Source organism: Acinetobacter rathckeae, assembly GCF_015627125.1.
Classification (GTDB): Bacteria; Pseudomonadota; Gammaproteobacteria; order Pseudomonadales; family Moraxellaceae; genus Acinetobacter; species Acinetobacter rathckeae.
In genome coordinates this window covers 65,515-89,949 of the sequence record NZ_VTDO01000003.1, presented here as the reverse complement: position 1 = coordinate 89,949, position 24,435 = coordinate 65,515, and the positions used below count along the sequence as shown (strand labels likewise).

The 24,435-nt window shown below is 39.8% G+C and carries 23 protein-coding genes and 1 tRNA gene; 19 read left to right on the top strand and 5 right to left on the bottom strand.

Going from position 1 to position 24,435, the window contains the following annotated elements:
- The first annotated feature begins 4 nt into the window (after positions 1-4).
- The 10 genes from I2F31_RS06030 (at position 5) to I2F31_RS05985 (ending at position 9,458) form a co-directional block, all read left to right on the top strand.
- On the top strand, positions 5-583 hold the full coding sequence (locus tag I2F31_RS06030) for an outer membrane lipoprotein carrier protein LolA (protein ID WP_228285132.1): 579 nt from the start codon (positions 5-7) through the stop codon (positions 581-583).
- Positions 558-2,864 (top strand): MMPL family transporter, encoded by a 2,307-nt coding sequence (locus I2F31_RS06025; protein WP_195769391.1) that lies wholly within the window; start codon positions 558-560, stop codon positions 2,862-2,864. The genes I2F31_RS06030 and I2F31_RS06025 overlap by 26 nt, the downstream gene beginning before the upstream one ends.
- A gap of 4 nt (positions 2,865-2,868) precedes the next feature.
- Positions 2,869-4,152, top strand: a complete 1,284-nt coding sequence (locus I2F31_RS06020) for an NAD(P)/FAD-dependent oxidoreductase (RefSeq protein WP_195769390.1) — start codon at positions 2,869-2,871, stop codon at positions 4,150-4,152.
- Complete coding sequence (locus tag I2F31_RS06015; RefSeq protein WP_195769389.1) at positions 4,139-4,654, top strand: DUF3261 domain-containing protein; 516 nt, start codon at positions 4,139-4,141, stop codon at positions 4,652-4,654. The genes I2F31_RS06020 and I2F31_RS06015 overlap by 14 nt, the downstream gene beginning before the upstream one ends.
- 1 nt (position 4,655) lies before the next feature.
- Positions 4,656-5,822, top strand: coding sequence for a beta-ketoacyl-ACP synthase (locus I2F31_RS06010; protein ID WP_195769388.1), 1,167 nt, complete (start codon positions 4,656-4,658; stop codon positions 5,820-5,822).
- Entirely contained in the window at positions 5,819-6,235 is a 417-nt protein-coding gene (locus I2F31_RS06005; RefSeq protein ID WP_195773633.1) for an ApeP family dehydratase, read from the top strand. The genes I2F31_RS06010 and I2F31_RS06005 overlap by 4 nt, the downstream gene beginning before the upstream one ends.
- On the top strand, positions 6,236-6,961 hold the full coding sequence (locus I2F31_RS06000; protein ID WP_195769386.1) for a 3-ketoacyl-ACP reductase FabG2: 726 nt from the start codon (positions 6,236-6,238) through the stop codon (positions 6,959-6,961).
- The gene (locus tag I2F31_RS05995; RefSeq protein ID WP_195769385.1) at positions 6,961-8,193 is read left to right on the top strand and encodes a beta-ketoacyl-ACP synthase; all 1,233 of its coding nucleotides are present in this window, start codon (positions 6,961-6,963) and stop codon (positions 8,191-8,193) included. The genes I2F31_RS06000 and I2F31_RS05995 overlap by 1 nt, the downstream gene beginning before the upstream one ends.
- Complete coding sequence (locus I2F31_RS05990; RefSeq protein WP_195769384.1) at positions 8,186-8,614, top strand: excinuclease; 429 nt, start codon at positions 8,186-8,188, stop codon at positions 8,612-8,614. Before I2F31_RS05995 ends, I2F31_RS05990 begins: the two co-directional genes overlap by 8 nt.
- 271 nt (positions 8,615-8,885) lie before the next feature.
- Positions 8,886-9,458 (top strand): 4'-phosphopantetheinyl transferase family protein, encoded by a 573-nt coding sequence (locus tag I2F31_RS05985; RefSeq protein WP_228285128.1) that lies wholly within the window; start codon positions 8,886-8,888, stop codon positions 9,456-9,458.
- A gap of 72 nt (positions 9,459-9,530) precedes the next feature.
- Here I2F31_RS05985 and secF read toward each other — a convergent pair whose 3' ends face one another.
- From secF to queA, 5 genes are all read right to left on the bottom strand, one after another.
- Positions 9,531-10,502, bottom strand: coding sequence for a protein translocase subunit SecF (gene secF / locus I2F31_RS05980; RefSeq protein ID WP_195769382.1), 972 nt, complete (start codon positions 10,500-10,502; stop codon positions 9,531-9,533).
- A gap of 7 nt (positions 10,503-10,509) precedes the next feature.
- Complete coding sequence (gene secD / locus I2F31_RS05975) at positions 10,510-12,411, bottom strand: protein translocase subunit SecD (RefSeq protein WP_195769381.1); 1,902 nt, start codon at positions 12,409-12,411, stop codon at positions 10,510-10,512.
- A gap of 56 nt (positions 12,412-12,467) precedes the next feature.
- Positions 12,468-12,797 (bottom strand): preprotein translocase subunit YajC, encoded by a 330-nt coding sequence (gene yajC, locus I2F31_RS05970; RefSeq protein WP_195769380.1) that lies wholly within the window; start codon positions 12,795-12,797, stop codon positions 12,468-12,470.
- A gap of 92 nt (positions 12,798-12,889) precedes the next feature.
- Positions 12,890-14,017, bottom strand: coding sequence for a tRNA guanosine(34) transglycosylase Tgt (tgt, locus tag I2F31_RS05965; protein ID WP_195769379.1), 1,128 nt, complete (start codon positions 14,015-14,017; stop codon positions 12,890-12,892).
- Positions 14,018-14,165: 148 nt separating this feature from the next.
- Complete coding sequence (queA, locus tag I2F31_RS05960) at positions 14,166-15,206, bottom strand: tRNA preQ1(34) S-adenosylmethionine ribosyltransferase-isomerase QueA (RefSeq protein ID WP_195769378.1); 1,041 nt, start codon at positions 15,204-15,206, stop codon at positions 14,166-14,168.
- A gap of 159 nt (positions 15,207-15,365) precedes the next feature.
- On the opposite strand from queA, the gene I2F31_RS05955 reads away from it, so the two are divergent.
- From I2F31_RS05955 to I2F31_RS05915, 9 genes are all read left to right on the top strand, one after another.
- Positions 15,366-15,452 (top strand) — tRNA-Leu (locus I2F31_RS05955).
- Between the two features lie 292 nt (positions 15,453-15,744).
- Positions 15,745-16,218, top strand: a complete 474-nt coding sequence (locus I2F31_RS05950) for a 2TM domain-containing protein (protein WP_195769377.1) — start codon at positions 15,745-15,747, stop codon at positions 16,216-16,218.
- 58 nt (positions 16,219-16,276) lie between these two features.
- Positions 16,277-16,792: a GNAT family N-acetyltransferase gene (locus I2F31_RS05945; protein WP_195769376.1), complete on the top strand. Its 516-nt coding sequence runs from the start codon at positions 16,277-16,279 to the stop codon at positions 16,790-16,792.
- A gap of 120 nt (positions 16,793-16,912) precedes the next feature.
- Complete coding sequence (locus I2F31_RS05940) at positions 16,913-18,181, top strand: sensor histidine kinase (protein ID WP_195769375.1); 1,269 nt, start codon at positions 16,913-16,915, stop codon at positions 18,179-18,181.
- A 63-nt stretch (positions 18,182-18,244) separates the two neighbouring features.
- A complete protein-coding gene (glnE, locus tag I2F31_RS05935; RefSeq protein ID WP_195769374.1) occupies positions 18,245-20,995 on the top strand; it encodes a bifunctional [glutamate--ammonia ligase]-adenylyl-L-tyrosine phosphorylase/[glutamate--ammonia-ligase] adenylyltransferase in 2,751 nt (916 codons plus the stop codon).
- A gap of 29 nt (positions 20,996-21,024) precedes the next feature.
- On the top strand, positions 21,025-21,951 hold the full coding sequence (locus I2F31_RS05930) for a branched-chain amino acid transaminase (RefSeq protein WP_195769373.1): 927 nt from the start codon (positions 21,025-21,027) through the stop codon (positions 21,949-21,951).
- 109 nt (positions 21,952-22,060) lie between these two features.
- The gene (locus tag I2F31_RS05925; protein WP_195769372.1) at positions 22,061-22,819 is read left to right on the top strand and encodes a glycosyltransferase; all 759 of its coding nucleotides are present in this window, start codon (positions 22,061-22,063) and stop codon (positions 22,817-22,819) included.
- Between the two features lie 40 nt (positions 22,820-22,859).
- Positions 22,860-23,615, top strand: coding sequence for a glycosyltransferase family 25 protein (locus tag I2F31_RS05920; RefSeq protein ID WP_195769371.1), 756 nt, complete (start codon positions 22,860-22,862; stop codon positions 23,613-23,615).
- A gap of 13 nt (positions 23,616-23,628) precedes the next feature.
- Complete coding sequence (locus tag I2F31_RS05915; protein ID WP_195773631.1) at positions 23,629-24,435, top strand: glycosyltransferase family 25 protein; 807 nt, start codon at positions 23,629-23,631, stop codon at positions 24,433-24,435.

The window sequence follows — 24,435 nt, the reverse complement described above, 5'->3', positions numbered from 1 at the left end:
TTTAATGCCTGCATGGGTTATGGCTGATATAGGGCAAGCGCGAAGTGTTTTTCAACAGTTAGCACAGATGCCTGCAGTACGTGCACATTTTGAACAGCAAAAGAGCATGGCGAGTTTAAATCGAACATTTAGCTCACAAGGTGAGGTTTTATTTAGTCAACAGTACGGTGTGTTATGGCAAATCAAACAACCAGTACAGGCTGACTTGATTGTAACTGAGAAAAAGCTGATACAAAAAACCCAACGCACCATGAGTGAAATGAATATTCAGCAATCTGAATATGGCTCAATGGCCACGCTATTTTTACAGCTGATGGCAGGCGATGAAGCAACTTTGGTCAAAAACTTTAATCTAAATTCGATAGAAAAAAATAACGACCAATGGAAAATGCAATTAACACCGAAAAATGCTTTGTTTAAAAAATTGTTTGATCGAGTTGACATGCAAGGTACGAAATATCTTGATCAAATTGTTTTGCATGAAAAAGAGGGTAATTCGACCACAATTCGTTTTAGACAACAGTCAGCACAACCACAACAGTTAAATGTACAAGAATATGCACTTTTCCAATTGGCAAAATAAACTTACTTATCTTTGGGTATTGTTTTTACTCATTGTTGGCATTCTAACCGCTGTATTGTGGATGAATCAGCGGATTCATATTCAAGCCAATATTTTTGCTTTGCTTCCAGATGCCGAACAAAATGTGAGTTTGCAAAATACACAGCGCTATATGGGCGATCAGCTGAATCAAAAAGTGTTTGTTGTACTTGATGCAAAAGATGCACAGTCACTCGATCAAGCGACACAGTTGATCACGCAGGCGGTAAAACACACAGATGTATTAAAGCCGATACAACATCAGTTTGATGCAGATCAGTTTGGTCAGACATTGTTTAAACACCGTGTCGGGTTGTTAAGTCAGGCAGATATTGATCTTTTAAAAGATAAAGATTATGCATCTTTGACTGAACACAGTGTATTGCAGTTTTCTAGCCCCGGCATCCCCATAACAGCAACACTTTTAAAGCAAGATCCATTGTTATTGTTTCCTCGTTATTTAATGGGGTTAAGCGAATTACAAACACAAAATAATATACGCTTAGAACAAGGTTTTGCGACAATACATGATGATAAAGGCTTTTCTAGATTAATTGTTTTGGAGCTAAAAAATAGCCCTTACAATATTGATGATCAAGAAAAAACCATGCAGTGGATTGCTACACAAAAACAGGCACTCTCTGATCTTTCTGTTCAAAGCCATTGGACAGGAACGCTAATTTTTGCAAGCTTTGGCACACAGTCTGCACAAAATGAAATTTCTACCATTGGCTTGGGTTCAAGTCTTGGTTTGATCTTTTTGGTCTGGTTTGGTTTTCGTTCCTTACGCCCAATGCTCACAGAATTTATTGCCGTGAGTAGTGGCTCATTGGTGGCTTTTTTCATTACACATTTAATTTTTAATGAAATTCACCTGATGACATTAGTCTTTGGGGCAAGTTTAATTGGTGTGTGTGTCGATTTTTCTTTTTACTTTATGGCATTGCAGTCACAGCATCGTCAGCATGATGGCTTTAGCATTTTAAAACCGTTGCTCCCAAGTTTATTCATGGGGCTTATGACCACAATCGTGGCATATTTGGCATTGAGTTTTTCTCCATTTCCGGGTTTTAGGCAAATTGCTGTCTTTTCCATGGTGGGATTAGGCGCTGCATGGGTCACCAGTATTTTACTTTTACCAAGATTACCTGCATTAAATGCAGAACCTGCTTTGAAACGTTTGGCTTGGATTGGTGCTGTGAGAACCAAGTTCCAACAAAAGAAGACTGTGCGTTATGGCGCAATTCTTTTTATTGTCATGACTGGTTTTTGGGGTGTTATTCATTTAAGTGTAAATGATGATGTGCGTAATCTGCAAAGTATGAATGATCAACTCAAGCAAGAGGATCGTTATGTTCGTGAGCGTTTTGTACAGCCTCAAACAACAGATTATTTTATTATTGAAGGGAAAAATACAGACCAGCTTGAGCAAAATTTAATAACAACACTAAAGACATTAAAGACCAAAGGTGATGTTGAAAATTTTCAAGCTTTGGGGCAGTGGTTGCCAACAGCTCAGCAGCAAGAAGACAATAAAAAACAATTAATGAATTTGTCACCTACTGTACTTGAAGGATATGCACGTGCAACGAATATTCCTATTAATGATCTTTTAGCATGGCAAAAACAGCTATACAATCAGCCAATACTGAACGTTGCAGATATGCAAACGCATCCTTTATTTTTTTTACAGCAAAATAAAAATGTACGCCTTGTTTTAGTCCAAGGAAAACCTAGTGTTCTTAAGGCTTTACAGACATCACAAGTTCATTATCAACAGCCGATACAAACGTTATCAGATATGTTTAAAGACCATAGACAACAGGCAACCAAACTTTTGATTTATGCACTGCTTGGGCTTGCGATAGGGCTTGGTGTTATTTATGGTCTAAGTGCGATTGTTCCGCTCATGTTGCCTGTCAGTATGGCACTGCTCACGACTTTTGCAGTTCAATCGTTTTTAGGTGTAGAGATTAATTTATTTAGCCTCATGGGCACATTTCTTATTTTGGGTATTGGAGTCGATTACGCTATTTTTTATCGACATGGGCATGACCATAGCAAAGTTGTGGGAATGGCATTGTTTTTATGCATGTTGTCGACACTATTGGGCTTTGGTTTATTGTCTTTTAGCAATACATACGCCATTCATTGCTTCGGTTTAACGGTGTTATTGGGGGTTATTTTTTCATTTGTTTACGCAACGTTGTTTACGGTTTCTGATCATCACCATCAAATTCTAAAATCTTTAAAAAAAGGATAAATACATGATTGAACAAACAGACATTATTATTATTGGGGCGGGGCCTTCTGGAAGTTCTGCAGCGGCTTTATTACGTAAAAAAGGCTATGCTGTAACAATTTTAGAGCGTCAACATTTTCCACGCTTTAGTATTGGTGAATCATTATTACCACAGTCTATGGTATTTTTGGAAGAAGCGGGCTTGCTCGATATTGTACGTGAAAATGTTGATAAATTTGCTTTCCAATATAAAAATGGAGCGAGTTTTCTGAGAGGGAAACAAACCAGTTTTTATGATTTTAGAGAAAAGTTTACCGCAGGGCCGGGTACAACATGGCAAGTCAGAAGAGCGAATTTTGATCACCTTTTAGCCCAAGGTGCACAAGCCTTAGGTGCAGACATTCGCTTTGGTCATGAAGTGTTAAATGTAGATGTAGAATCTACACACCCTATATTAACGATTCAGACTGAACAACAAGAAACGTATCAAATACAGGCTAAATTTTTATTGGATGCCAGTGGTTTTGGGCGTGTTTTACCAAAACTTTTAGATTTAGAAAGCCCTTCTAATTTTCCTGTACGCCGTGCGCTGTTTACACATGTTGAAGATGGCATTGTAGATCAGGCTTTTGATCGAGAGAAAATCTTAATTACTGTACATGAAAAAGACCATAGAGCATGGTATTGGACCATTCCATTTGCTGATGGCCGTTCATCATTTGGTGTGGTTGCAGAGCAAGATTTTTTTGATAAGTATGGTTTTGAAGACAGTACCCCTGAAGCGTTATTGAAACGTATTTTAGCAGACGACCCTGCATTGTCTGGGGTATTAAAGCATGCAAAATTTGATATACCTGTACGTACGTTGGTTGGCTATGCGGCAGATGTGAAGCACCTTGCACAGCATAACTATGCACTGTTAGGCAATGCAGGTGAGTTTTTAGACCCAGTATTTTCATCAGGCGTGACGATTGCCTTAAAGTCTGCAAGTTTAGCTGTGCCATTGGTCGAAAGAGTGTTACAGGGCGAGACCGTAGACTGGTTTGAGGAATATGAAAAACCTTTGCGTCAAGGCATTGATGTCTTTCGTGCATATGTAGAAGCATGGTATACGGGGGAATTTCAAGATGTTGTTTTTTCTACATATCAGAAAAAGAATATTCAAATCCAGAACATGATTTCGTCTTTGTTGGCAGGCTATGCATGGGATACCAAAAACCCAATCCATAGCAATGCAAAACGCCGTTTAAGTGCGATTGCTGAATATTGTCGAGAAGGTGAAAGTGAAGAAGAGCATGCATTGTCTTAAAGTATTGTTGATTGTTGGGTTGGCTATACTCTGTATGGCTTGCCAAGCACCGAAAGTACAAGGTCTTAAGTCAATCGCTTGGCAGATTGAGCCACATTATCAGCGTCAAGACATGTTGGAAATGCAATGGAAAAAGACCACGTTTAGCCTATTGCTGTATCAAGAACAAAAGGCAGGTGTACTGTCAATGTTGGGTTTAAGCTTAACAGGGCAACCACTTTTTCAGCTCACGTTCGATGGTAAACAGGTTTATGTTCAACAACGTATAGATGCTATGCGTTTACTACCATTTGATTTTTTAGTGAGAGATATTTTGTTCGCCACTTATTCTAATTTTCAATCACAAAATAGTAATGTTACCTTTGAACAATCTAAAAAGTATATTGATATTAACAACGTACGTGTTTTAAATATTGATATCCAACCACAGCAAGTGGTACTTCACAATGTACAAGTACCTTATAGCATTGTATTTAGTCAAATACCTGAAGGATTAAAATAAAATGGTCGCAGTGGGTATAGCGTGTGGTATAGGCTTATCAAGTTTGGGTGATGATGTAAAAGCGGCATTAACTTCATCTGAAAATACACTGACTTTAAGGTCTGATCTGCTTGCAGATCAGACGGTGCAGGTGGGTGCATATCAGGGTGATTTGTATAGTGCTGAATTACCAACAGCCATGAAGGCGATTGATTCACGAAATTTTCGTTTAGCATTGACTGCGCTTGAAAAAATCAAAGATCGTGTAGATGCTCATATTAAAAATATAGATCAAAACCGTCTTGCGGTCATTGTTGGTACATCAACATCAGGTATTGCTGACAATGAACCTGTTCTTAAACAATATTTTGAGCAGAAAAATGTTGCTGTGTCATATAAGAAACAAGAGATGGGTTGCTTAGCGAGAGGGCTACAAGCACACTTGGGCTGGACAGGGATTGCGTATACCATTTCTACAGCATGTTCATCGAGTGGAAAAGCATTTGCCGCAGGACAGCGTTTAATTGAAGCTGGGCTTGCTGATGCGGTGTTGGTTGGTGGAGTAGATACACTATGCCAGTTAACACTCAATGGTTTTAATAGCTTAGAAAGTCTGTCTAGTCAACAGTGTCAGCCCTGTGGTCAACGCCGTGATGGAATTAATATTGGTGAAGCAGCCAGTTTATTTCTACTCACGAAAGACGTTGCTCCAGTTATGCTCATGGGGCATGGGGAGTCTATGGATGCATGGCATATTTCAGCACCACACCCTGAAGGCATAGGTGCACAATCAGCTATGTGTAGAGCTTTAGATGCTGCTGCAATTTCACCATCTTGTATTGATTATCTTAACCTACACGGTACTGCTACACCACAAAATGATGCCATGGAGATTCACGCTGTTCGCCAAGTGTTTGGAGAAAACAATGTGGCTCTAAGTAGTACTAAGCATAAAACAGGGCATTGCTTAGGTGCGGCGAGTGCACTCGAAGCATATATTTGTTATCGCATTTTATTAGATCAATCGTGGCTTCCTTTACATCAGTCAGGTGAAATAGACATGCAATTAAAAGATCAGAATTATGTGCGAGATTATAAGATGAATAAACCGATATGTTATGTGATGAGTAATTCATTTGCATTTGGTGGTAGCAATGTGAGTCTTGTTTTTGGGATATCTAAATCATGAATGCAATAGATTATATTCCACACCAAAAACCAATGGTCTTTATAGATACCGTGACTACAGTCACTGAGAACAGTATAGAAGCATCATTAGAGATTACCTCTGAGCTGATGTTTGTTCAAGAAGAAGGTTTACCTACATGGGTTAGCATAGAAATTATGGCACAAACCATTAGTGCGTATGCTGGTTTTCAGGGGAGTAAGTCTGAGCGTGCGCCAAGAATTGGGTATTTGTTAGGTACTCGGAGAATGGTCTTGCCGATGGCTTATTTTACTTTAGGAAAAACATTAAAGATTCATGCTCAGCGTGAATACTCACATGAGGGTTTGGGGCAATTTTTGTGTGAAATAGAGTATGAAGACCATAAGATTTCCGCACTGCTGAGTGTGTACGAACCCGAAGAAGGAATGAGTTAAATGAAAAAACGTATTTTAGTGACAGGTTCAAGCCGAGGCATAGGACGAGCTATTGCTTTACAACTTGCCAGCGCAGGTTTTGATGTGACGGTGCATGCTCGTTCAAGCCAAGCAGATGCAGATCAGGTTACACAGCATATTCAGCAGTTGGGCCAAGAAAGTCATGTACTGATGTTTGATGTGAATGATCGGGTGCTATGTAAGCAGGTGTTGGAGCAAGATGTAGAAAAGTATGGGGCATTTTACGGCATTGTGCTGAATGCTGGTTTGGCAAGAGATGCTGCTTTTCCAATGTTAGAAGATAACGATTGGGATGAAGTGGTTTCTACATCACTCAATGGATTTTATAACATTATTAAACCATTGATTATGCCTATGATTCACCTTAGAAAAGGTGGCCGTATTGTGACATTGTCATCTGTTTCTGGAATTGCTGGTAATCGAGGCCAAGTCAACTATAGTGCAGCCAAAGCAGGTTTAATTGGTGCAACCAAAGCCCTTTCATTGGAACTGGCCAAACGTAAAATTACCGTGAACTGTGTCGCACCAGGCCTCATAGAAACAGATATGATTACAGAGGAAGTCAAAGAACACGCTATGAAAATGATCCCAATGCAACGCATGGGGCAAGTTGATGAAGTGGCAAGTTTAGTTAAATTCCTTTGTTCAGATGAAGCCTCTTATATTACTCGGCAAGTGATCTCTGTAAATGGAGGTATGGTCTAGTGAAGCGAGTTGTTGTTACTGGCATGTCGGGTATTACTTCTTTGGGCGAAAATGCAGATGATATCTTTAAACAGATGGAAGCTTGCAAAAATGGCATTCGCTACATGAACGAGTGGGAGATCTATCCCGATTTACGTACACGTTTAGCAGGACCTGTCGATCATTTTACAGTGCCAAAGCATTTTACCCGTAAAGTGATGCGAGGCATGGGACGAGTTGCCTTAATGTCGGTGATTAGTGCTGAAAAAGCATTGGCAGATGCACAGTTACTAGACCATCCAATTCTTCAAAGTGGTGAAACAGGTATCGCTTTTGGCTCATCTGCAGGCAGTGTAGATGCTGTGTGTGAAATGGGAAGCATGATCCTTGATCAGACCATGGACAAGATGAATGCCACAACGTACATTCGTATGATGGCACATACTAGCTTAGTCAATATGAGCGTTTATTTTGGGATTAAAGGCTTATCTTTACCGACATCAAGTGCATGTACATCGGGCTCGATGTCGATCGGCCAAGCCTTTGAAGCCATTAGGTATGGTAAGCAAACAGTCATGCTTGCTGGTGGTGCAGAGGAGCTAAGTGCACCAAGTGCAGGCGTATTTGATGTGTTACTGGCAACCAGTATGATGAACGATACACCGTCATTGTCACCAAGCCCTTTTGATGCAGATCGTGACGGTCTTGTTGTTGGTGAAGGTGCAGGCTGTTTAATCTTGGAAGAGCGAGAGCATGCTATTGCACGTGGTGCACATATTTACGCAGAAGTTATGGGTTACGGTAGTAATAGCGATGGAACACATGTGACACGCCCAGATCAAGACAGTATGGCGAGATGCATGCAGTTGGCGTTAAAGTCAGCTGATCTGAGTGCAGAAGATATAGATTATGTTAATGCACATGGTACAGCAACAGATCATGGTGATATTGCAGAAACGCAAGCTACGCAATCAGTATTGGGTTATAAACCGATTAGCTCATTAAAAAGTTATTTTGGCCATACACTTGGTGCATGTGGTGCGATAGAAGCATGGCTGAGTATTGAAATGTTACAGCGTCAACAGTTTATGCCAACGCTGAATCTAAAAACAGTTGATACCAACTGTGGTAAACTTGACTATATCGTGGATCAACCACGTGATATTAAAGCAAAAACTGTAATCACGAATAATTTTGCATTTGGCGGAATTAATACGTCTATTATTTTTACAACAGGGGATCATCATGATTAAAAAAGTATTATTGAGCATATGTATGCTTGCTGGTGTGACAACGGTTCAAGCTGCAGATAAAATACATCAGTTAAATTTTAATGATGCAGTACAAAAAGCTGTTTCTGATGGTACGTTGGACGGTACAGTCAAGTTTTATTTGGCAGATACAAAGTCAGGTGGAAAAGTTCTTCAAAAAGACATCATCACCAATAAAAAAACCAATGGTTTTGCGAAGTCTGCTGAAGAGTCATGTGATTGGGTGTTACGTTCAGCACTGATTCAATTACAAGATGTGGCTAAACAACGTGGTGGTAATGCTGTGACAAACATTGTGAGCTATTATAAATCTCATGAAGTGAAAAGTACAACGACTTATGATTGCCATAAAGGCATGGCCGTTGCTGGTGTTGCTTTGAAAGGTGATATTGTAAAATATTAATTTCTTTCTAGATGAATTGAGATATTAATTTTAACGCTATAACGTGTAGGTGAAGTGAGTGTTATTCATCAAAGGGAGCTACTTAATTTCACTGAAGCGTGTTACATAAAAATAGTATCTGTACTTGTTGCAATATCATTATGCTCATAACAATGTATTTGTTATGAGCATACGTTTTTTTAAGTCGCTATTTTTCAAGATAGGTGAGGCATTCTCAAATGAATGATCGGTATGAGCTAAATGGGTTTATATATAAACAATGATTTATTTAATGTATAAGAAAATTACCGATATTCTTTGTATAGAGGATACAGGAAACCTTCGCCTAAATACTCAGCAACGTATGCAGTTACAAGACTATCGCAATAAGCAATTACAACAACAACTCACACAGCCATTAAAAATAGAAATCAATACGTTTGGTAAGCCTATCAGTTCACAAATGAGTTTTAACCATTCACATAGTCAGAGATACTATGCTTTGGCATATAGTCAAAGTGTATTGAATGTAGGTGTCGATATTGAAGATTTTTCTAGAAATGTGCGCATGAAGGCGTTGGCCGAACACTGTTTTCATGAAGAAGAACTTTTAATGTGGAAAAAACTTGGTGAAGATCGCACCTTTTGGTTTCAAGTATGGACAATTAAAGAGGCTGTACTTAAAGCCCATAGTTTAGGTATTCGGTTAAATTTAAAAACTTTAAATACTCAAGCACACCCTGAAAATTTAGAAGGGATTGTTGATCATGAAAAAATAGGTCGCTTTTATTATCAAAGTTTAAAGTTAGAAGAGTCTATGCTTACAGTTGCAAGTGATAAAAAGTTTGAGATTCAGTGGATATAAAGTATTGAAGTAACTAGTATAAAAAATGCGCCCTATGTATAGAGCGCATCTGCTTGATTCAAAGTAGTAAGCTTAAGGAATATTATGGTGCTCTTCTTCAAACTCTGGTTTAACTTGCACAAGGAAATCTTGACGGTTAATACCACGCCATAGTGCAAATGCTGTTCCAATATAAATTGAAGAATAAGTACCTACAAAAATACCCACAAACATGGCTACAGAGAACCAATGCAGGCCATCACCACCCAAGATCATCATAGCCACAACCACAAGAGTTAGTGTCATAGAGGTATGGAATGTACGTCTGAGGGTTTCTGTTAACGCACTATTAATCACTTCTGTTGGTGTTGCTCCACGAATTTTTCGGAAGTTTTCACGAATACGGTCAGAAACGACAATATTATCGTTTAAAGAAAAACCAATCACAGCCAGTACTGCAGCCAAAACGGTTAAGTCAAATGGCCACTGCATCAGCGCAAATATGCCTAAAATTGCAATGATGTCATGGAATAATGACAAAATCGCACCCATTGCAATTTTAAACTCAAATCGAATGGTGACATAAATCAGCATTAATAGGAGGGCAAGTGCGACAGCACCTGCTGAGCGAAGGTATAGCTCATTTCCTACCTGACCACCAACCGAGTCTACTTTGTGTAAAGTCCCCGTATTGTTTGGTAGCTGCACTGCTTTAGACAATGTGTTGTTTAAGTCTTCAACTTTAATCTCTTGTACAGGCATACGCACCAGCAGGTCTGTATTACTCCCTAAGGTTTGTACAACGGTATGTTTAAAACCAGCACTTTCCAATGTTTGTATCAGTTGCTCAGGCTCTACCGCTTTTTGATAGGTCACTTCTGCAGCAATACCACCAGTAAAGTCTAGACCAAGGTTAAGCCCTTTATAACCAATGAAAAATAAGCTGGCAAGCGTGATTAATATTGAAATAATCGCAGCAGGTTTCGCAATTTTCATAAACGGAATAATGCGTTCACTTTCTGACGTACTGTACTGTTTTTCAGGTTGAGTCGCTTTGGTCATCATAATCTCCTTAGATACTCAACTTTTGTAAGTTACGGCGCTTACCGTAAATCAGTTGTACGATGGCACGAGTCACAGTAATTGCAGTGAACATTGAGCAAATAATACCAATCATGAGTGTAACCGCAAAGCCTTTGATTGGACCTGTACCAATGGCAAATAGAATAAATGCCACAATGAACGTCGTAAGGTTCGAGTCGAAAATAGTATTATAGGCACGGTCATAACCTGCAACAATCGCTTGTTTAGGCGATGAACCCCATTGCATTTCTTCTCGTATACGTTCACAAATCAGTACGTTTGCATCGACAGCCATACCAATGGTAATGACAATACCTGCAATACCCGGTAGGGTTAATGATGCACCTAACCATGACATGACGGTTAAAATCATTGCAAGGTTAAATACCAATGCAAAGTTGGCAATTAAACCAAAGACACGGAAGAATACCACCATCCAAATGGCGACTAAAATAAAGCCCACTTGAGTAGATAAAATACCTTTATCAATATTTTCTTGGCCTAAGCTTGGGCCAACAACACGCTCTTCTACAAAGTACATTGGTGCAGCAAGTGCCCCAGAACGTAACATAAGTGCAAGTTCAGCAGCATCTTGTGGTGAGCTTAGACCAGTAATTCTAAACTGTGAACCTAGCGTTTGCTGAATTGTTGCCGCATTAATCACCACTGATTCTGTATACGGGGTGCGAACTTCTGTTTGAGCACCTGTTGTAGGGTCTGTCACATAGCTAATTTTTTGTTTATTTTCAATAAACAATACAGCCATACGTTTACCAACAGCACTACGAGTAGCATCAGACATCAGTTTACCACCCGCACTATCTAGTGTGATGTTCACTTCTGCACCGCCAGAATCTTGACTTAAGCCAGACGAAGCATTTTGTACACGTTCACCTGTTAAGATACGGTTACGTTGTAGTAAAAGTTGACGACCGCTATCTAAAGATTGATAAGCAAAAACTTCTGTGCCTGCTGGGAGTGGCTGATCATTATATTTGCCTGTGTATGGGCTAATAAATTGATCATTTTGGTTAGCAACAAGTCGAAACTCTAAGTTTGCAGTACGACCTAATACACGTTTTGCTTCTGCAGTATCTTGTACACCCGGAAGTTCAACTACAATACGGTTGCTCCCTTCAGTTTGTACAACTGCCTCAGCCACACCTAACTCATTAATACGGTTACGTAGAGTCGTGAGGTTTTGGTTGACTGCATAAGACTGAATTTCTTGTTTACGTGCATCGGTGTAGGTTAAACGAAGTGTCGGGCCTGTATCTGTTGCAAGTGCTTGCTGTGTGTATTCATTGCCATTGCGTCGTAAGAAGCCCATAGCATTGTCACGGTCAGCATTGTCTGCAAAAGCAATCGTAATGGCGTTATTATTGAGTGTTAAGCTATTAAACTTAATATTATTATCACGGAATTGACGGCGGATATCTGTTGTTGAGGTATCCATACGTTGTGCAATGGCTTTATCCATATCCACTTCAAGTAAGAAGTGTACACCACCACGTAAATCTAGGCCGAGTTTCATTGGTTTTGCACCAATTTTTTGTAGCCATGTTGGAGTGGTTGGTGCAAGGTTCAATGCCACAACGTAGTTATCGCCTAAACCACGGCGTAAAGCATCTTGTGCTTGTAATTGCACGCTCGTGTTATTGACACGAAGTAAAGCAGCATTATTGGTAAAGCTGTTGTCGTGACTTTGAATGTTTTGGCTTTTGAGAATTTGCTCTGCTTTTTGTAAAACAGATTGGTCGATGCTCGTGCCAGCCTTAGCTCCCGAGATCTGCACGGCAGGTTCATCTGGGTACAAACTTGGCAGTGCATACAATGTACTAATCACTAAAACAACAATGATGAGTAAATATTTCCATGCTGGGTAACGCATTTCTTATCTTCTTAATATGAGAAAGTCGTGCAATTGCACGACTTAGATAGAAACAATTAAAGGCTCTCTAAAGTACCTTCAGGTAATACAGAAACAACGCTTGAACGTTGAATTTTTACTTCTACACCACGGCTCATTTCAACAACAGCGTAGTCGCCTTCAATTTTTTTAATACGACCCATTAGGCCACCTGCAAATACCACTTCACTGTCTACACCTAGGCTTTCAATGAGGGTACGGTGTTCTTTAGCACGTTTAGATTGAGGACGCCAAATCAGGAAGTAGAAAATAGCAACAAAAACAACAATCATACCAACATTTGCAATCATGCTTGGTTGTTGGGCAGCACCTTCAGCAGCATAAGCTGTAGAAATAAACAGACTCATTTGAGTTTCCTAAATAATCGAACTAAAAACAAAATACCTTTTCAATATGCAATGTACCTTGTCTTGCCTCTAAGCGCAAATGCACAGGCATATTACTCAGCAGGGCAAGGAGGGACTTCTAATCCACGACGAGTGTAGAAATCTGTCACAAACGCATCAAAAGTACCTTCATCAAGTGCATTGCGTATTGCTTCAGTTAGGCGTAAGTAATAACGTAAATTATGAATTGTACCTAACATTGAACCGAGCATTTCACCACATTTTTCCAAATGATATAAATATGCACGGGTAAAGTTCTTACAAGTATAACAGTCACAGTGTGGATCTAAAGGGCTTTGATCATGACGATACTTACTGTTACGAATTCGGACTAAGCCATCTGTGACAAAGTAGTGGCCGTTGCGGGCATTACGGGTTGGCATCACGCAGTCAAACATGTCTACACCACGGCGTACAGCTTCCACAATATCTTCAGGTTTACCCACGCCCATTAAGTAACGTGGTTTATCTTCAGGCATTTTTGCAGGTAAATAATCCAGTACTTTGATCATTTCCTCTTTAGGTTCACCAACCGAAAGGCCACCAATGGCATAACCATCAAAGTCGATATCTAACAAGCCTTTGAGTGATTCATCACGTAGGTCTTCGTACATACCGCCTTGAATAATACCGAATAATGCATTTGGGTTTTTGTTTTCGGTATGTGCTGTTTTACAACGTTTTGCCCAACGTAAGCTGAGTTGTAAAGACTGCTGTGCTTGCTCATGTGTGGCAGGGTATGGTGTACACTCATCAAAGATCATCACAATATCTGAGTTCAGTGTTTGCTGAATTTCCATAGAAATTTCAGGTGACAAAAACACTTTTGAGCCGTCAATGGGTGAGCGGAAGGTTACACCTTCTTCTTTAATTTTACGCATTGCCCCTAAGCTGAACACTTGGAAGCCACCTGAATCGGTTAAAATAGGTTTGTTCCATTTCATGAACTCATGCAAGCCACCATGTTCTTTAATCACTTCTAGGCCTGGGCGTAAGTATAAATGAAAGGTATTGCCTAAAATAATTTGGGCTTCAATCTCTTCGATGTCACGTGGCAACATGCCTTTGACTGTACCGTAAGTACCAACAGGCATAAAAATGGGCGTTTCAACTACACCGTGTTCTAAGGTTAAACGACCACGGCGGGCACGGCCGGATTGACCTAGTTTTTCAAATTTCATATTTCATCCGAATCAAGGCGAAAAAACAGTTCGCTGATATTGGGCATTTGCCATTTTGGGTAAGGTGGCTATTTTCCTAGATTCTCTACAACGATGCTACCTTTTATTAAAGGTTTTTGTATGAAGCTAGGGTTTTAATAGATACATTTTATGGTGCTTGGTATTGATCAATCAGCATGGCATCACCGTAGCTAAAGAAACGGTATTTTTCTGCAACCGCATGTTGATAGGCATTTAAAATATTGTCTCTGTTTGAGAGCGCTGAAACGAGCATCAGTAATGTTGACTCAGGGAGGTGAAAGTTTGTGATGAGACGGTCAACCACACAAAACTGATAACCTGGATAAATAAAAATTTGTGTGTCGCCAGTCCATGCGGCCAATTGACCTTGATGAGCTTGGGCTGCACTTTCAATGGCACGTGTGGCTGTTGTACCGACTGAAATGACTTTATTACCTCGGGCTTTGACGGCCTGAATCTGCGCGACGGTGCTTTGAGGTACGTCACACCATTCGCTATGCATGATATGGTTTTCAATATTGTCTGTACGTACAGGTAAAAATGTCCCTGCACCCACGTGTAGGGTGACGAAAGCCGTTGTAATGCCTTTTTGTTTGAGCTTTTCTAGCAGTTGCTCATCAAAGTGTAGGCTGGCAGTCGGTGCAGCCACGCTAGCAAGTTTAGTTGGGTCATTAAATACTGTTTGATAACGCTCGGTGTCTATATCTTCTGCTTCACGGTTAAAGTAAGGCGGAATAGGTAGTTTGCCGTAACGATCTAGCACATCTAAAATAGGTTGAGAGAACTCGACGATATATAAATTTTCATGCCGACCTTGAACGGTGACCTCTACAAGATCATCTCCAATAAATAGGCTTGCACCTGCTTTAGGTGAGTTGCTTGACTTAATATGGCAGTGTGCAATGTAGCGGTCTTGCATACGCTCTACTAAGATTTCAATTGACCCACCTGTGGCACGTTTGCCTTTTAAGCGTGCTTTCATGACTTTGGTGTCATTAAGCACTAAAAGATCGCCTTCGTTTAGCAGGTCTATGATGTCTGTAAACTGATGGTCATGGTATTGACCTGTTTTATCAATATGTAGAAGACGTGAGGCACTGCGTTCAGGAAGAGGATAACGTGCAATCAGTTCATCGGGCAGGTCAAAGTTAAAGTCAGACAGTTGCATAGAAATAACGTAAAGAGAATTTGGGGCATTATAAACGTTTTTTTTATGCGATGCGAAATGTGCTACTGATGCTGAGTGTATTAAAAGTAAGCAAAAGAAACGGCTATCAATTGACATGAGAAAAAAAACGAGTAGTATACATCGAACAAACCATACTGCCCCGAGGTGGTGAAATTGGTAGACGCGGTGGACTCAAAATCCACTGTCAGAGATGACGTGTCGGTTCGAGTCCGACCCTCGGGACCATAAGCTGGTTAACAAATTTTACGGAAAACCCCGAAGCCTCATAATGCTTCGGGGTTTTTTATTGTTTGGATATTAACTTAAGCAAGGAAATGCAAATTATTCAGGCATCAATCATCTAAGTGTTCAAAAGATTTAAGATATCACCCTTTAAAACAAAAAAGTCTAAAACTTAAACAAAGGTGTGTTGTTATTTAGATGTCAGGTCTTTGACATGTTACTGTCAGCTTACTGTCGTGTTGTATTGCTATGTATAAAGCTACTGTGGTTTAAACAGTCCAATCAAGGGTTTATCATGAATACAGTAAATAAAATTAAGTACTACCGTTTAAAGCATGCATGGTCACAAGAGCAATTGGCAGAAATGACAGCCTTAAGTGTCCGTACTATTCAACGTGTAGAAAATGGAGAAAAACCCAGCTTGGAAACGTTAAGTGCCTTAGCTGCAGTATTTCAAGTCAGTGTATATGATTTATCTATTGCATCGGTTGATGACAATGTAGATGAGACAGTGACCCATAAAGTACGTGAAGCTGAGCAACGAGTTGAGCAAGAGAGTCGTTTTTATACATCACTGATCAGTTATGTTGTGGTGTGTAGTCTTTTGGCACTCATTAATTATATCTTTACTCCTAAAGTGGTTTGGGCCATATTTCCAATTATTTCTTGGGGTGCTGTCATATTATTTGCTTGGTTACGTATTTTTATTTTAAAAGATGCAGTTGCACGTTGGAAGCAAAAACGTATTCAGCAAATGCTACGAAAATAAGCTGTAAAATTATTTAAAACCTATATTATGCAAACGAGTTTTTAATCAGTGATCGCAGATGAATACAGTAAACGTGGTTGAGTGTCATTTTGAGCAACATGCTTCACAGATATTAACGATATTTAATGATGCTATTTTGCACTCAACTGCACTTTATGAGTACGAAGAGCGTAGCTTACAAGATTTGGAGCGTTGGTTTAAAAGCAAAACGATGCATCAATTTCCTGTGATTGGCGTAGAAGATGAACAGGGTGTGCTGATGGGGTTTGCAAGTTATGGTTCATTTCGTCAATTTCCAGCCAATTTGTATACAGTTGAGCACTCAGTCTATGTTCATCAAGCATATAGAGGGAAAGGTTTGGCCAAAGAGCTGATTAAAGCACTGACTCAAAAAGCCAAACAGCAAGGTATGCACACCATGATTGGTGCTATAGATGCCAGTAATGTGGCGAGTATTGCTTTACACAACAAACTTGGCTTTACCCATGCAGGTACATTGTCTGAAGTTGGTTTTAAGTTTGGGCGTTGGTTGGACCTTGCGTTTTATCAGATCATTTTAAATGAACAACATTAAAAGACCTCTGCCTATAAAGTGTAAAAAAGTGATTCATTGTTTGATTTTTTTGTAAAAAATGTTAACACTATGCATACATGTTCTCTCATTCCAATAAGAACTTTTTAAGAGAAATAAATTATGGCACTACAGTCGCTTTGCGTGGAAAATACTGACGATATTTCGGTAGGTACACCTGTGGTGCCAACACATTGCTCTACATCAGATGATCATATAACAAAGCTTTTGCTGAAAATAAAAAAAATACTGCGAGCACATCATGTGATTGCAATTTTGCCAAATCAATTAGATGCGAAAGTGTTAACCGCAGATCAGACATTCCTACAGCATGTGCCTTGTAGTACAGCGTTATTTCAGCATTTAAATCAGTTACATCCGCAACAAATACTTGATGAAAAACACCCACAATATTTACAGTATCGTGTATATATTGAACAATACTTTGGGGCGGTGAATCGCTTAGTTTCTTTTGCAGTGCATGATGCAGATTCAAATGGTGTGGCACATATTTGTGTCTTTGATCAAAACCATCAAACGTTTGACACAGACTTTACTGCATTAGCATTTGAATTATGTGAAGACTACGTAAAACAAGTGGGCCTTGAACAACAGCATAAAGAACTTTTGCAGACACATGAGCAAATCGTTGCGCTTAACTTTAGCCAAACCAAATTTTTACAAATTATTGCCCATGACTTAAGAGCCCCTTTTCATGGCATTTTAGGTTTTTCAGAAGTGTTGGCGGATGAGCTTGAAAGTTTAGATGCATCAAGTGTGAAAAATATTGCCAGTTATTTAAATGATACGGCGAAAGCGACCTATCATTTGCTTGAAAACTTACTAAACTGGGCCATGGCAGAGGGTGGGCGTTTTGTCTATCACCCTGTACGTTTTGATTTAAAAGAAGCCAGCCAAACTGTCAGCAATGTGTTGAGCAGTTTGGCCTATAGTAAACATATCGAACTGATTGATGCCATACCTGAAAAAACATATGTTTATGCAGACCTAAATATGGTCACTTCTATTTTACAAAACCTTGTCTCGAATGCTTTGAAATTTACACAGCAAGATGGATCAGGCAAAGTCCGTATTTCGGTTAAGAAAATAGAGCAATGTATAGAATTGTCTATTTCTGACACAGGGCTAGGCATGAATGAAATACAAAAAAATACTATTTTTGAGCCAAAGATAAAAACCACTTTGAAAGGTACCAATGGGGAAAAAGGCACAGGTTTGGGGCTTGTATTGTGTAAGCGTTTTGTGGATTTAAACCAAGGTCAGATTACTGTGCAGTCTGAAGAGGGTTGTGGCACAACATTTATAGTACAGTTGCCTACACAGCAGACCTCTACATTTGAAGCACAAAGCAATACGCTTACTGAAGTATAAAACAAAGACAGTGCTGAAAAGTCAGGTTATGCTAGGGGCATAATCAAAATCGGCTATTAAACAATGAACATAGCACAGTTAGAAAAAACACAGCATGCCAGTCGTTATGCTAAGCACGTTTGGCAAGTGTATGCAGATGAAATACAACAAGATCAACAGCAATACCCATTTCAGCAGGTTTTAACTCGGCAAGATATACAACATTTAGTCACCCAAGCCGTCAGCCATCTTTCAAATGAACATGAGTTTATGAAAGCGTTACGTGTATTACGCGCACGCCTCATGTTTCGTTGGATTTATCAAGATGTGAATCAACTGACCAATGTTATTGCACTCACTCAAGAATTGTCTGATTTTGCTGATGCTTCAATGATTGTGGCTAAGCAATTTGCACGTATTGCTTTGGTGGAAAAGTATGGCGAACCGATTGGATACGATGGGGCAGTACAAGACTTAATTGTGATTGCAATGGGTAAGCTTGGTGCACAAGAGTTGAATTTGTCGAGTGATATTGACCTTATTTTTGCATTTGATGAGCAAGGTGAAACCAACGGCAAAAAGTGTATAGATGTACAACAGTTTTGTGTGTTGTGGGGGCAAAAACTCATTTATTTACTAGACCATGTGAGTGCTGATGGTTTTGTATTTCGGGTAGATATGCGATTACGCCCTTGGGGGGATGGCTCTGCATTGGCTGTCAGTCACGCCGCTTTAGAAAAATACCTACTACAACATGGCCGTGAGTGGGAACGTTATGCGTGGATTAAAGCCAGAGTTGTCAGTGGTGGTTCAGCAGGGCAAGCACTACTACAGATGACACGCCCTTTTGTTTTTCGCCGTTATGTTGACTATTCAGCTTTTGAAGCCATGCGAGAAATGAAAACGCTGATTGAGCGTGAAGTGGAACGTCGTCAGTCGAAAGATGATATTAAATTGGGTGCAGGAGGAATTCGTGAAATTGAGTTTATTGTGCAAGTGTTTCAGCTGATTTATGGTGGCTCAAAACTTGAGTTACAAGACCGTTCTTGTCTGACCAATTTAAGCCATTTGGCAACCGCAGAATTACTCTCACAAACAGAAGTAGATACGCTCACAGATGCTTATCTATTTTTACGCCGTGTAGAACATGCCATTCAAGCGATTGATGACCAACAAACCCAAATTTTACCGACCACACCCGAGTTGCAACAGTGTTTACTGATGACGCTTGCTTTTTCATCGTGGGATCGCTTTTTACACGTATTAGACCAAAAACGTCAGGTGGTAAGTGAGCAGTTTAAAAAGCTGATACAGCATCATGTTCCCAAAGAAAATACGACATCAATTCAACACTTAGATGAGCAACTCAAAACAGCTTTAGATGATGCAAGTTATGCTTTGGTCACGCAATTTTGGGCGAGTCATAGCTTGCAAAAAATGCCTGCCAAAGCATTAGAGCGTTTAAAAACCTTTTGGCCTTTATGTATCACACAAGTACTGCAACTCTCTGAACCACAACTTGCTATACAGCACTTAATCCCTTTGATTGAGTCGATTATGCGTCGTAGTGTGTATTTTGTCATGTTGATTGAAAGCAAAGGTGCATTGCAACGGCTGGTGAAAATGGCAGAAGTGAGTCCATGGATTTGTGCTGAGTTGACGCAATATCCAGTGTTGTTAGATGATTTTCTGACCATGGACTTTGAGTTGCCGAAAAAACATGACTTGGTCGATGCACTGCGTCATCAGTTGTTGCGTGTAGAAATAGATCAAGTTGAAGACCAAATGCGGGTATTACGCTTATTTAAAAAAAGCTATGTACTGGGTGTGGCGGCAAGTGATGTATTGGCAGAAAGTCCACTCATGAAAGTGTCTGATGCCCTCACAGATATTGCAGAAACCTGTGTTCAAGCCACATTACATTTGGCCTATCAAGCGGTGGCACAACGTTTTGGTTTTCCATTAGATATGCAAGGGCAACGCTGTCATTTGGCACAGCATCGTTTTGCCGTGATTGGTTATGGCAAACTTGGAGGGATTGAGCTGGGTTACGGCTCAGATTTAGATTTAGTATTTATTCATGATTTAGACGAACAAGCAGATACTGATGGCCGTAAAGCCATTACAGGGTTTGAGTTTGCATTTAAAGTGGCACAAAAATTTATGTCACTCATGATCACACAAACTCTAGATGGTCGAGCCTATGAAATAGATACCCGTTTACGTCCATCGGGTGAAGCAGGGGTGTTGGTGACCAGTATACATGCCTATGCGCGTTATCAACGGCAAAGTGCTTGGCTATGGGAGCATCAGGCTTTGGTTCGTGCCAGATCTATTGCAGGTGATGCACAATTATGTGAACAGTTTGAACGAATTCGAGCCGAAATTTTAACTCAAGTGCGAGAGCCAAAATCACTGGCACAAGAGGTTAAAAACATGCGTCAGAAAATGAAAGATCATCTAGGTTCGAGTAAGATTGCACAAAAAGAAGGAATTTTTCACTTAAAACAGGACTCAGGTGGTATCGTTGACATCGAATTTATGGCACAGTATATCGTGTTGTTAGGAAGCCACGCGAACCCAGATCTCGCCCGCTATCCTGACAATGTTCGAATCTTAGAAGATGCTGCCAGATTTGGTTATTTATCCGCAACCGAATCACAGAATTTGATTCACGCTTATCTCAGCGAACGAGCGACAAGCCACCGAAGAGCCCTTGCAAACCATAATATGCAAGTTTGTGCTGCGGATTGGCAAACTACCCGTGACATCGTTTGCAAGCTATGGCATAAATTGATTGACTCAGTGGCACAAAGCGATGCGACCGAGCAGTAATAATAATGTAAAAATTTGGAGTGTGTGCCATGAACTTGGCTGATCGTGATGGTTTTATTTGGCAAGATGGAAAATTAATAGATTGGCGTGATGCAAAAGTACACGTCCTTACACATACATTACACTATAGTATGGGTGTGTTTGAAGGTGTTCGTGCCTATGAAACCCCAAAAGGCCCTGCAATTTTTCGTTTAAAAGAACACACTAAGCGTTTGTTAAATTCTGCAAAAATTTATCAAATGAAAGTCCCGTTTGATCAAGCAACACTTGAACAAGCACAAATTGATGTTGTTCGTGAAAATAAACTGAACTCATGTTACTTACGTCCATTTATTTGGATTGGTTCAGAAAAATTAGGAATCTCTTCAACAAGTAACTCAATTCATGCTGCAGTTGCTGCATGGGGTTGGGGTGCTTACTTGGGTGAAGAAGCAATGGCGAAAGGCATTCGTGTAAAAACGTCATCGTTCACGCATCATCATCCAAATGTAACCATGTGCAAAGCAAAAGCATGTGGTAACTATACTGTGTCTATTTTGGCACACCAAGAAGTTGCACAAGCAGGTTATGACGAAGCCATGATGATGGACCCACAAGGGTTTGTATGTCAGGGTGCAGGTGAAAACGTATTCTTAATTCAAGATGGTGTGTTACATACGCCTGACTTGGCTGGTGGTGCGCTTGATGGTATTACTCGTCAAACAGTGATTACCATTGCAAAAGACTTGGGTTATGAAGTGGTTGAACGCCGTATCACGCGTGATGAATTCTACATTGCAGATGAAGCATTTTTCACAGGTACTGCAGCTGAAGTGACGCCAATTCGTGAATATGATGACCGTCAAATTGGTGAAGGTGTACGTGGTCCAATTACCACGGAAATCCAAAAAACGTTTTTTGATGCCATACAAGGTAGAAATCCGAAGTATGAGCACTGGTTGACGTATATCAACTAAGCAAAAAGGCGAAACTTCGGTTTCGCTTTTTTTATGTCTGTCAGATAGGCTTTATGCTAAACTATTTTAGACCATACAGTGTAAGCCAAATGTGGCGGGTGAAAGTAGCATGACAGATTCGCAACCAATCAATGTACCAGATGCACAAGACAACATTATTTTGTGTATGAAATGGGGCACAAAGTATGGTGCAGAATATGTAAACCGCTTATATAGCATGGTGAGCCGACACTTAACTTTACCGTTTAAAATGGTGTGTTTAACAGATATCAGCGAAGGAATTGTACCCGAAGTCGAGTGCTATCCAATACCACCGCTTGATTTACCAAAAGGTAGCCCTGAACGTGGCTGGAATAAATTGTCGACTTTTGAACCTGATTTGTATGGTTTACAAGGCAATGCCTTATTTTTAGACCTAGATGTGGTGATTGTAGATAATATAGACTGTTTTTTTCAGCAAAAAGGCGACTTTTTAATTATTCACGACTGGAAGCGTCCATGGCGTATTACGGGAAATAGCTCGGTATATCGTTTTAAAATCGGTGCTTTCCCAGATGTATTGCCATACTTTAGAGAAAACTTTAACGAGATTCGTAAAAACTTTCGTCACGAACAATCATATTTATCATGGTTTATAGATAAACACAGTACGCTTACTTACTGGCCTGAAGAGTGGTGTAAAAGTTATAAATACCATTGTCTGCAAAAAATACCATTGGCTTACTTTAAGCCACCTGTAAAACCAAAAGATGTCAAAATTATTGTTTTCCATGGTGAGATTAATCCACCAGAAGCTATTAATGGTGGTGGTGGTAAATGGTATCGCTACGTATTGCCATCGGACTGGATTAAACAGGCGTGGCAGTAAGTTGGTGGTGGTGACATTGGTTAATAGATTGAGTTAGAGCATGAACGTTTCTTTTTATTTGATTAATTTAGACTCTAGCGTAGAGCGTTTGAGTAAAGCAGATGCGGAACTGTCTGCACAAGACATCCACTATACAAAAATATCAGCGGTAGATGGACGTCAGATGGACCTTTCATCTTACTCAAATTATGATGATAAAAAAGCACATGCTTTTACAGGTAGAGCATTGCTTGGTGCTGAAATTGGTTGCTACTTAAGCCATCAAAAGGCAGTAGAAGCTTTTTTGGCTTCTGGAGCAAATTATGGTGTGGTACTTGAAGATGATTTAAAGTTAAGCTGTGATTTGGGTGCAAATGTATTTGAATTGCTTAAGTGGCTCGAGGAAAACCAGCATTCAGATTGGCATTTGATTCATTTGGCTGCACAGAAGAAAAAGTTGTCTGCAAAAATAACTCAGTTAGGGCAACATGAACTATTGCATGCCTATTACTTCCCAACGTTGACTACAGGCTTGCTTTGGTCAAAAAAGGGTGCAGAAGCATTTTTAACACGTGTAACAAGCCAGCCGATTTATGCGCCCATAGATGTCGAGCTACAGGCATGGTTAAGTAAAACAGGTCAAGGGTTGTCTGTGTATCCAGCATTGGTTGGCTCTACAGGTCTAGATAGTGAAATTGATGCAAGTGCGGCAACAAACCATCAAAAACGTTTACGTAAAGATCGGTTTTTACCACGTCAAAAAAGAATGTGGTTAAACAAATGTTATGCCTTGAAGCATCTTTTAGTGAATAAGTAGAGATATCGAAACAATGCACATTCTTCTTATTAATTTAGAGCCATGTACTGAGCGTTTAGAGCAACAACAACAACAGTTTCAAAACATAGGATTAACATTTAGTCGATTGCCTGCGGTATCTGTAAATGATTTTTCTATAGACAGCTATGAGCAGTTGGCGTTTCAAGGGCAACGCCCGATGAAGCAGTCTGAATTGGCATGTTTTTTAAGTCATAAAAAAGCATGGCAACACGTTGTAGATTTAAACGAGCCATGTTTAATTTTAGAAGATGATGTTGTTTTGGTGTCTGAGCTTAAGCAGATTCTACAAGATGTTGAAGGATTAACAGCGGTTGATGTACTGAGTTTAGAAGTACATGGCCGTAAAAAAATTATTGCAAAAGAAAAGAGTTTTACTGTAGCTCAAGACTATGCATTGTTTAGAATGTACCAAGACCGTAGTGGTGCAGCGGCATATGTACTCTTCCCATCGGGTGCAAAAAAACTATTGACATGTTTGGAAAATAGTCACCCACGTTTAGCCGATGAGTTTATTTCTAGTTGTTATGCGTTGAATTCATACCAGATTGAACCTGCTGCGGCAATACAAAGTGATAAAGCAGCTATGTATGATGTAGGTGTGAGCATTACGCATGAGTCAGTGATTGCCATGATTAAAAATCATCATGTTAATCCAAATAGCCAACGTTGGACTGCAAAAGTGAAGCATAAAAAAAATCGTATAGTACAACAGGCCTTACTGGGTGTAAGGCATGTGTCTGTGTTACTAAAGTCAGTACGCCGTGATATTAAAGTTGAGCCTAGTAAATTTCAGAAATAA

What these genes read in the sequence shown, in the direction of transcription:
- I2F31_RS06030 (WP_228285132.1), top strand. Translation starts at nt 5, where the DNA reads ATGCCTGCATGGGTTATGGCTGATATAGGGCAAGCGCGAAGTGTTTTT.
- I2F31_RS06025 (WP_195769391.1), top strand. Translation starts at nt 558, where the DNA reads ATGCACTTTTCCAATTGGCAAAATAAACTTACTTATCTTTGGGTATTG.
- I2F31_RS06020 (WP_195769390.1), top strand. Translation starts at nt 2,869, where the DNA reads ATGATTGAACAAACAGACATTATTATTATTGGGGCGGGGCCTTCTGGA.
- I2F31_RS06015 (WP_195769389.1), top strand. Translation starts at nt 4,139, where the DNA reads ATGCATTGTCTTAAAGTATTGTTGATTGTTGGGTTGGCTATACTCTGT.
- I2F31_RS06010 (WP_195769388.1), top strand. Translation starts at nt 4,656, where the DNA reads ATGGTCGCAGTGGGTATAGCGTGTGGTATAGGCTTATCAAGTTTGGGT.
- I2F31_RS06005 (WP_195773633.1), top strand. Translation starts at nt 5,819, where the DNA reads ATGAATGCAATAGATTATATTCCACACCAAAAACCAATGGTCTTTATA.
- I2F31_RS06000 (WP_195769386.1), top strand. Translation starts at nt 6,236, where the DNA reads ATGAAAAAACGTATTTTAGTGACAGGTTCAAGCCGAGGCATAGGACGA.
- I2F31_RS05990 (WP_195769384.1), top strand. Translation starts at nt 8,186, where the DNA reads ATGATTAAAAAAGTATTATTGAGCATATGTATGCTTGCTGGTGTGACA.
- I2F31_RS05985 (WP_228285128.1), top strand. Translation starts at nt 8,886, where the DNA reads ATGTATAAGAAAATTACCGATATTCTTTGTATAGAGGATACAGGAAAC.
- secF (WP_195769382.1), bottom strand. Translation starts at nt 10,502, where the DNA reads ATGATGACCAAAGCGACTCAACCTGAAAAACAGTACAGTACGTCAGAA.
- secD (WP_195769381.1), bottom strand. Translation starts at nt 12,411, where the DNA reads ATGCGTTACCCAGCATGGAAATATTTACTCATCATTGTTGTTTTAGTG.
- yajC (WP_195769380.1), bottom strand. Translation starts at nt 12,797, where the DNA reads ATGAGTCTGTTTATTTCTACAGCTTATGCTGCTGAAGGTGCTGCCCAA.
- tgt (WP_195769379.1), bottom strand. Translation starts at nt 14,017, where the DNA reads ATGAAATTTGAAAAACTAGGTCAATCCGGCCGTGCCCGCCGTGGTCGT.
- queA (WP_195769378.1), bottom strand. Translation starts at nt 15,206, where the DNA reads ATGCAACTGTCTGACTTTAACTTTGACCTGCCCGATGAACTGATTGCA.
- I2F31_RS05950 (WP_195769377.1), top strand. Translation starts at nt 15,745, where the DNA reads ATGAATACAGTAAATAAAATTAAGTACTACCGTTTAAAGCATGCATGG.
- I2F31_RS05945 (WP_195769376.1), top strand. Translation starts at nt 16,277, where the DNA reads ATGAATACAGTAAACGTGGTTGAGTGTCATTTTGAGCAACATGCTTCA.
- I2F31_RS05940 (WP_195769375.1), top strand. Translation starts at nt 16,913, where the DNA reads ATGGCACTACAGTCGCTTTGCGTGGAAAATACTGACGATATTTCGGTA.
- glnE (WP_195769374.1), top strand. Translation starts at nt 18,245, where the DNA reads ATGAACATAGCACAGTTAGAAAAAACACAGCATGCCAGTCGTTATGCT.
- I2F31_RS05930 (WP_195769373.1), top strand. Translation starts at nt 21,025, where the DNA reads ATGAACTTGGCTGATCGTGATGGTTTTATTTGGCAAGATGGAAAATTA.
- I2F31_RS05925 (WP_195769372.1), top strand. Translation starts at nt 22,061, where the DNA reads ATGACAGATTCGCAACCAATCAATGTACCAGATGCACAAGACAACATT.
- I2F31_RS05920 (WP_195769371.1), top strand. Translation starts at nt 22,860, where the DNA reads ATGAACGTTTCTTTTTATTTGATTAATTTAGACTCTAGCGTAGAGCGT.
- I2F31_RS05915 (WP_195773631.1), top strand. Translation starts at nt 23,629, where the DNA reads ATGCACATTCTTCTTATTAATTTAGAGCCATGTACTGAGCGTTTAGAG.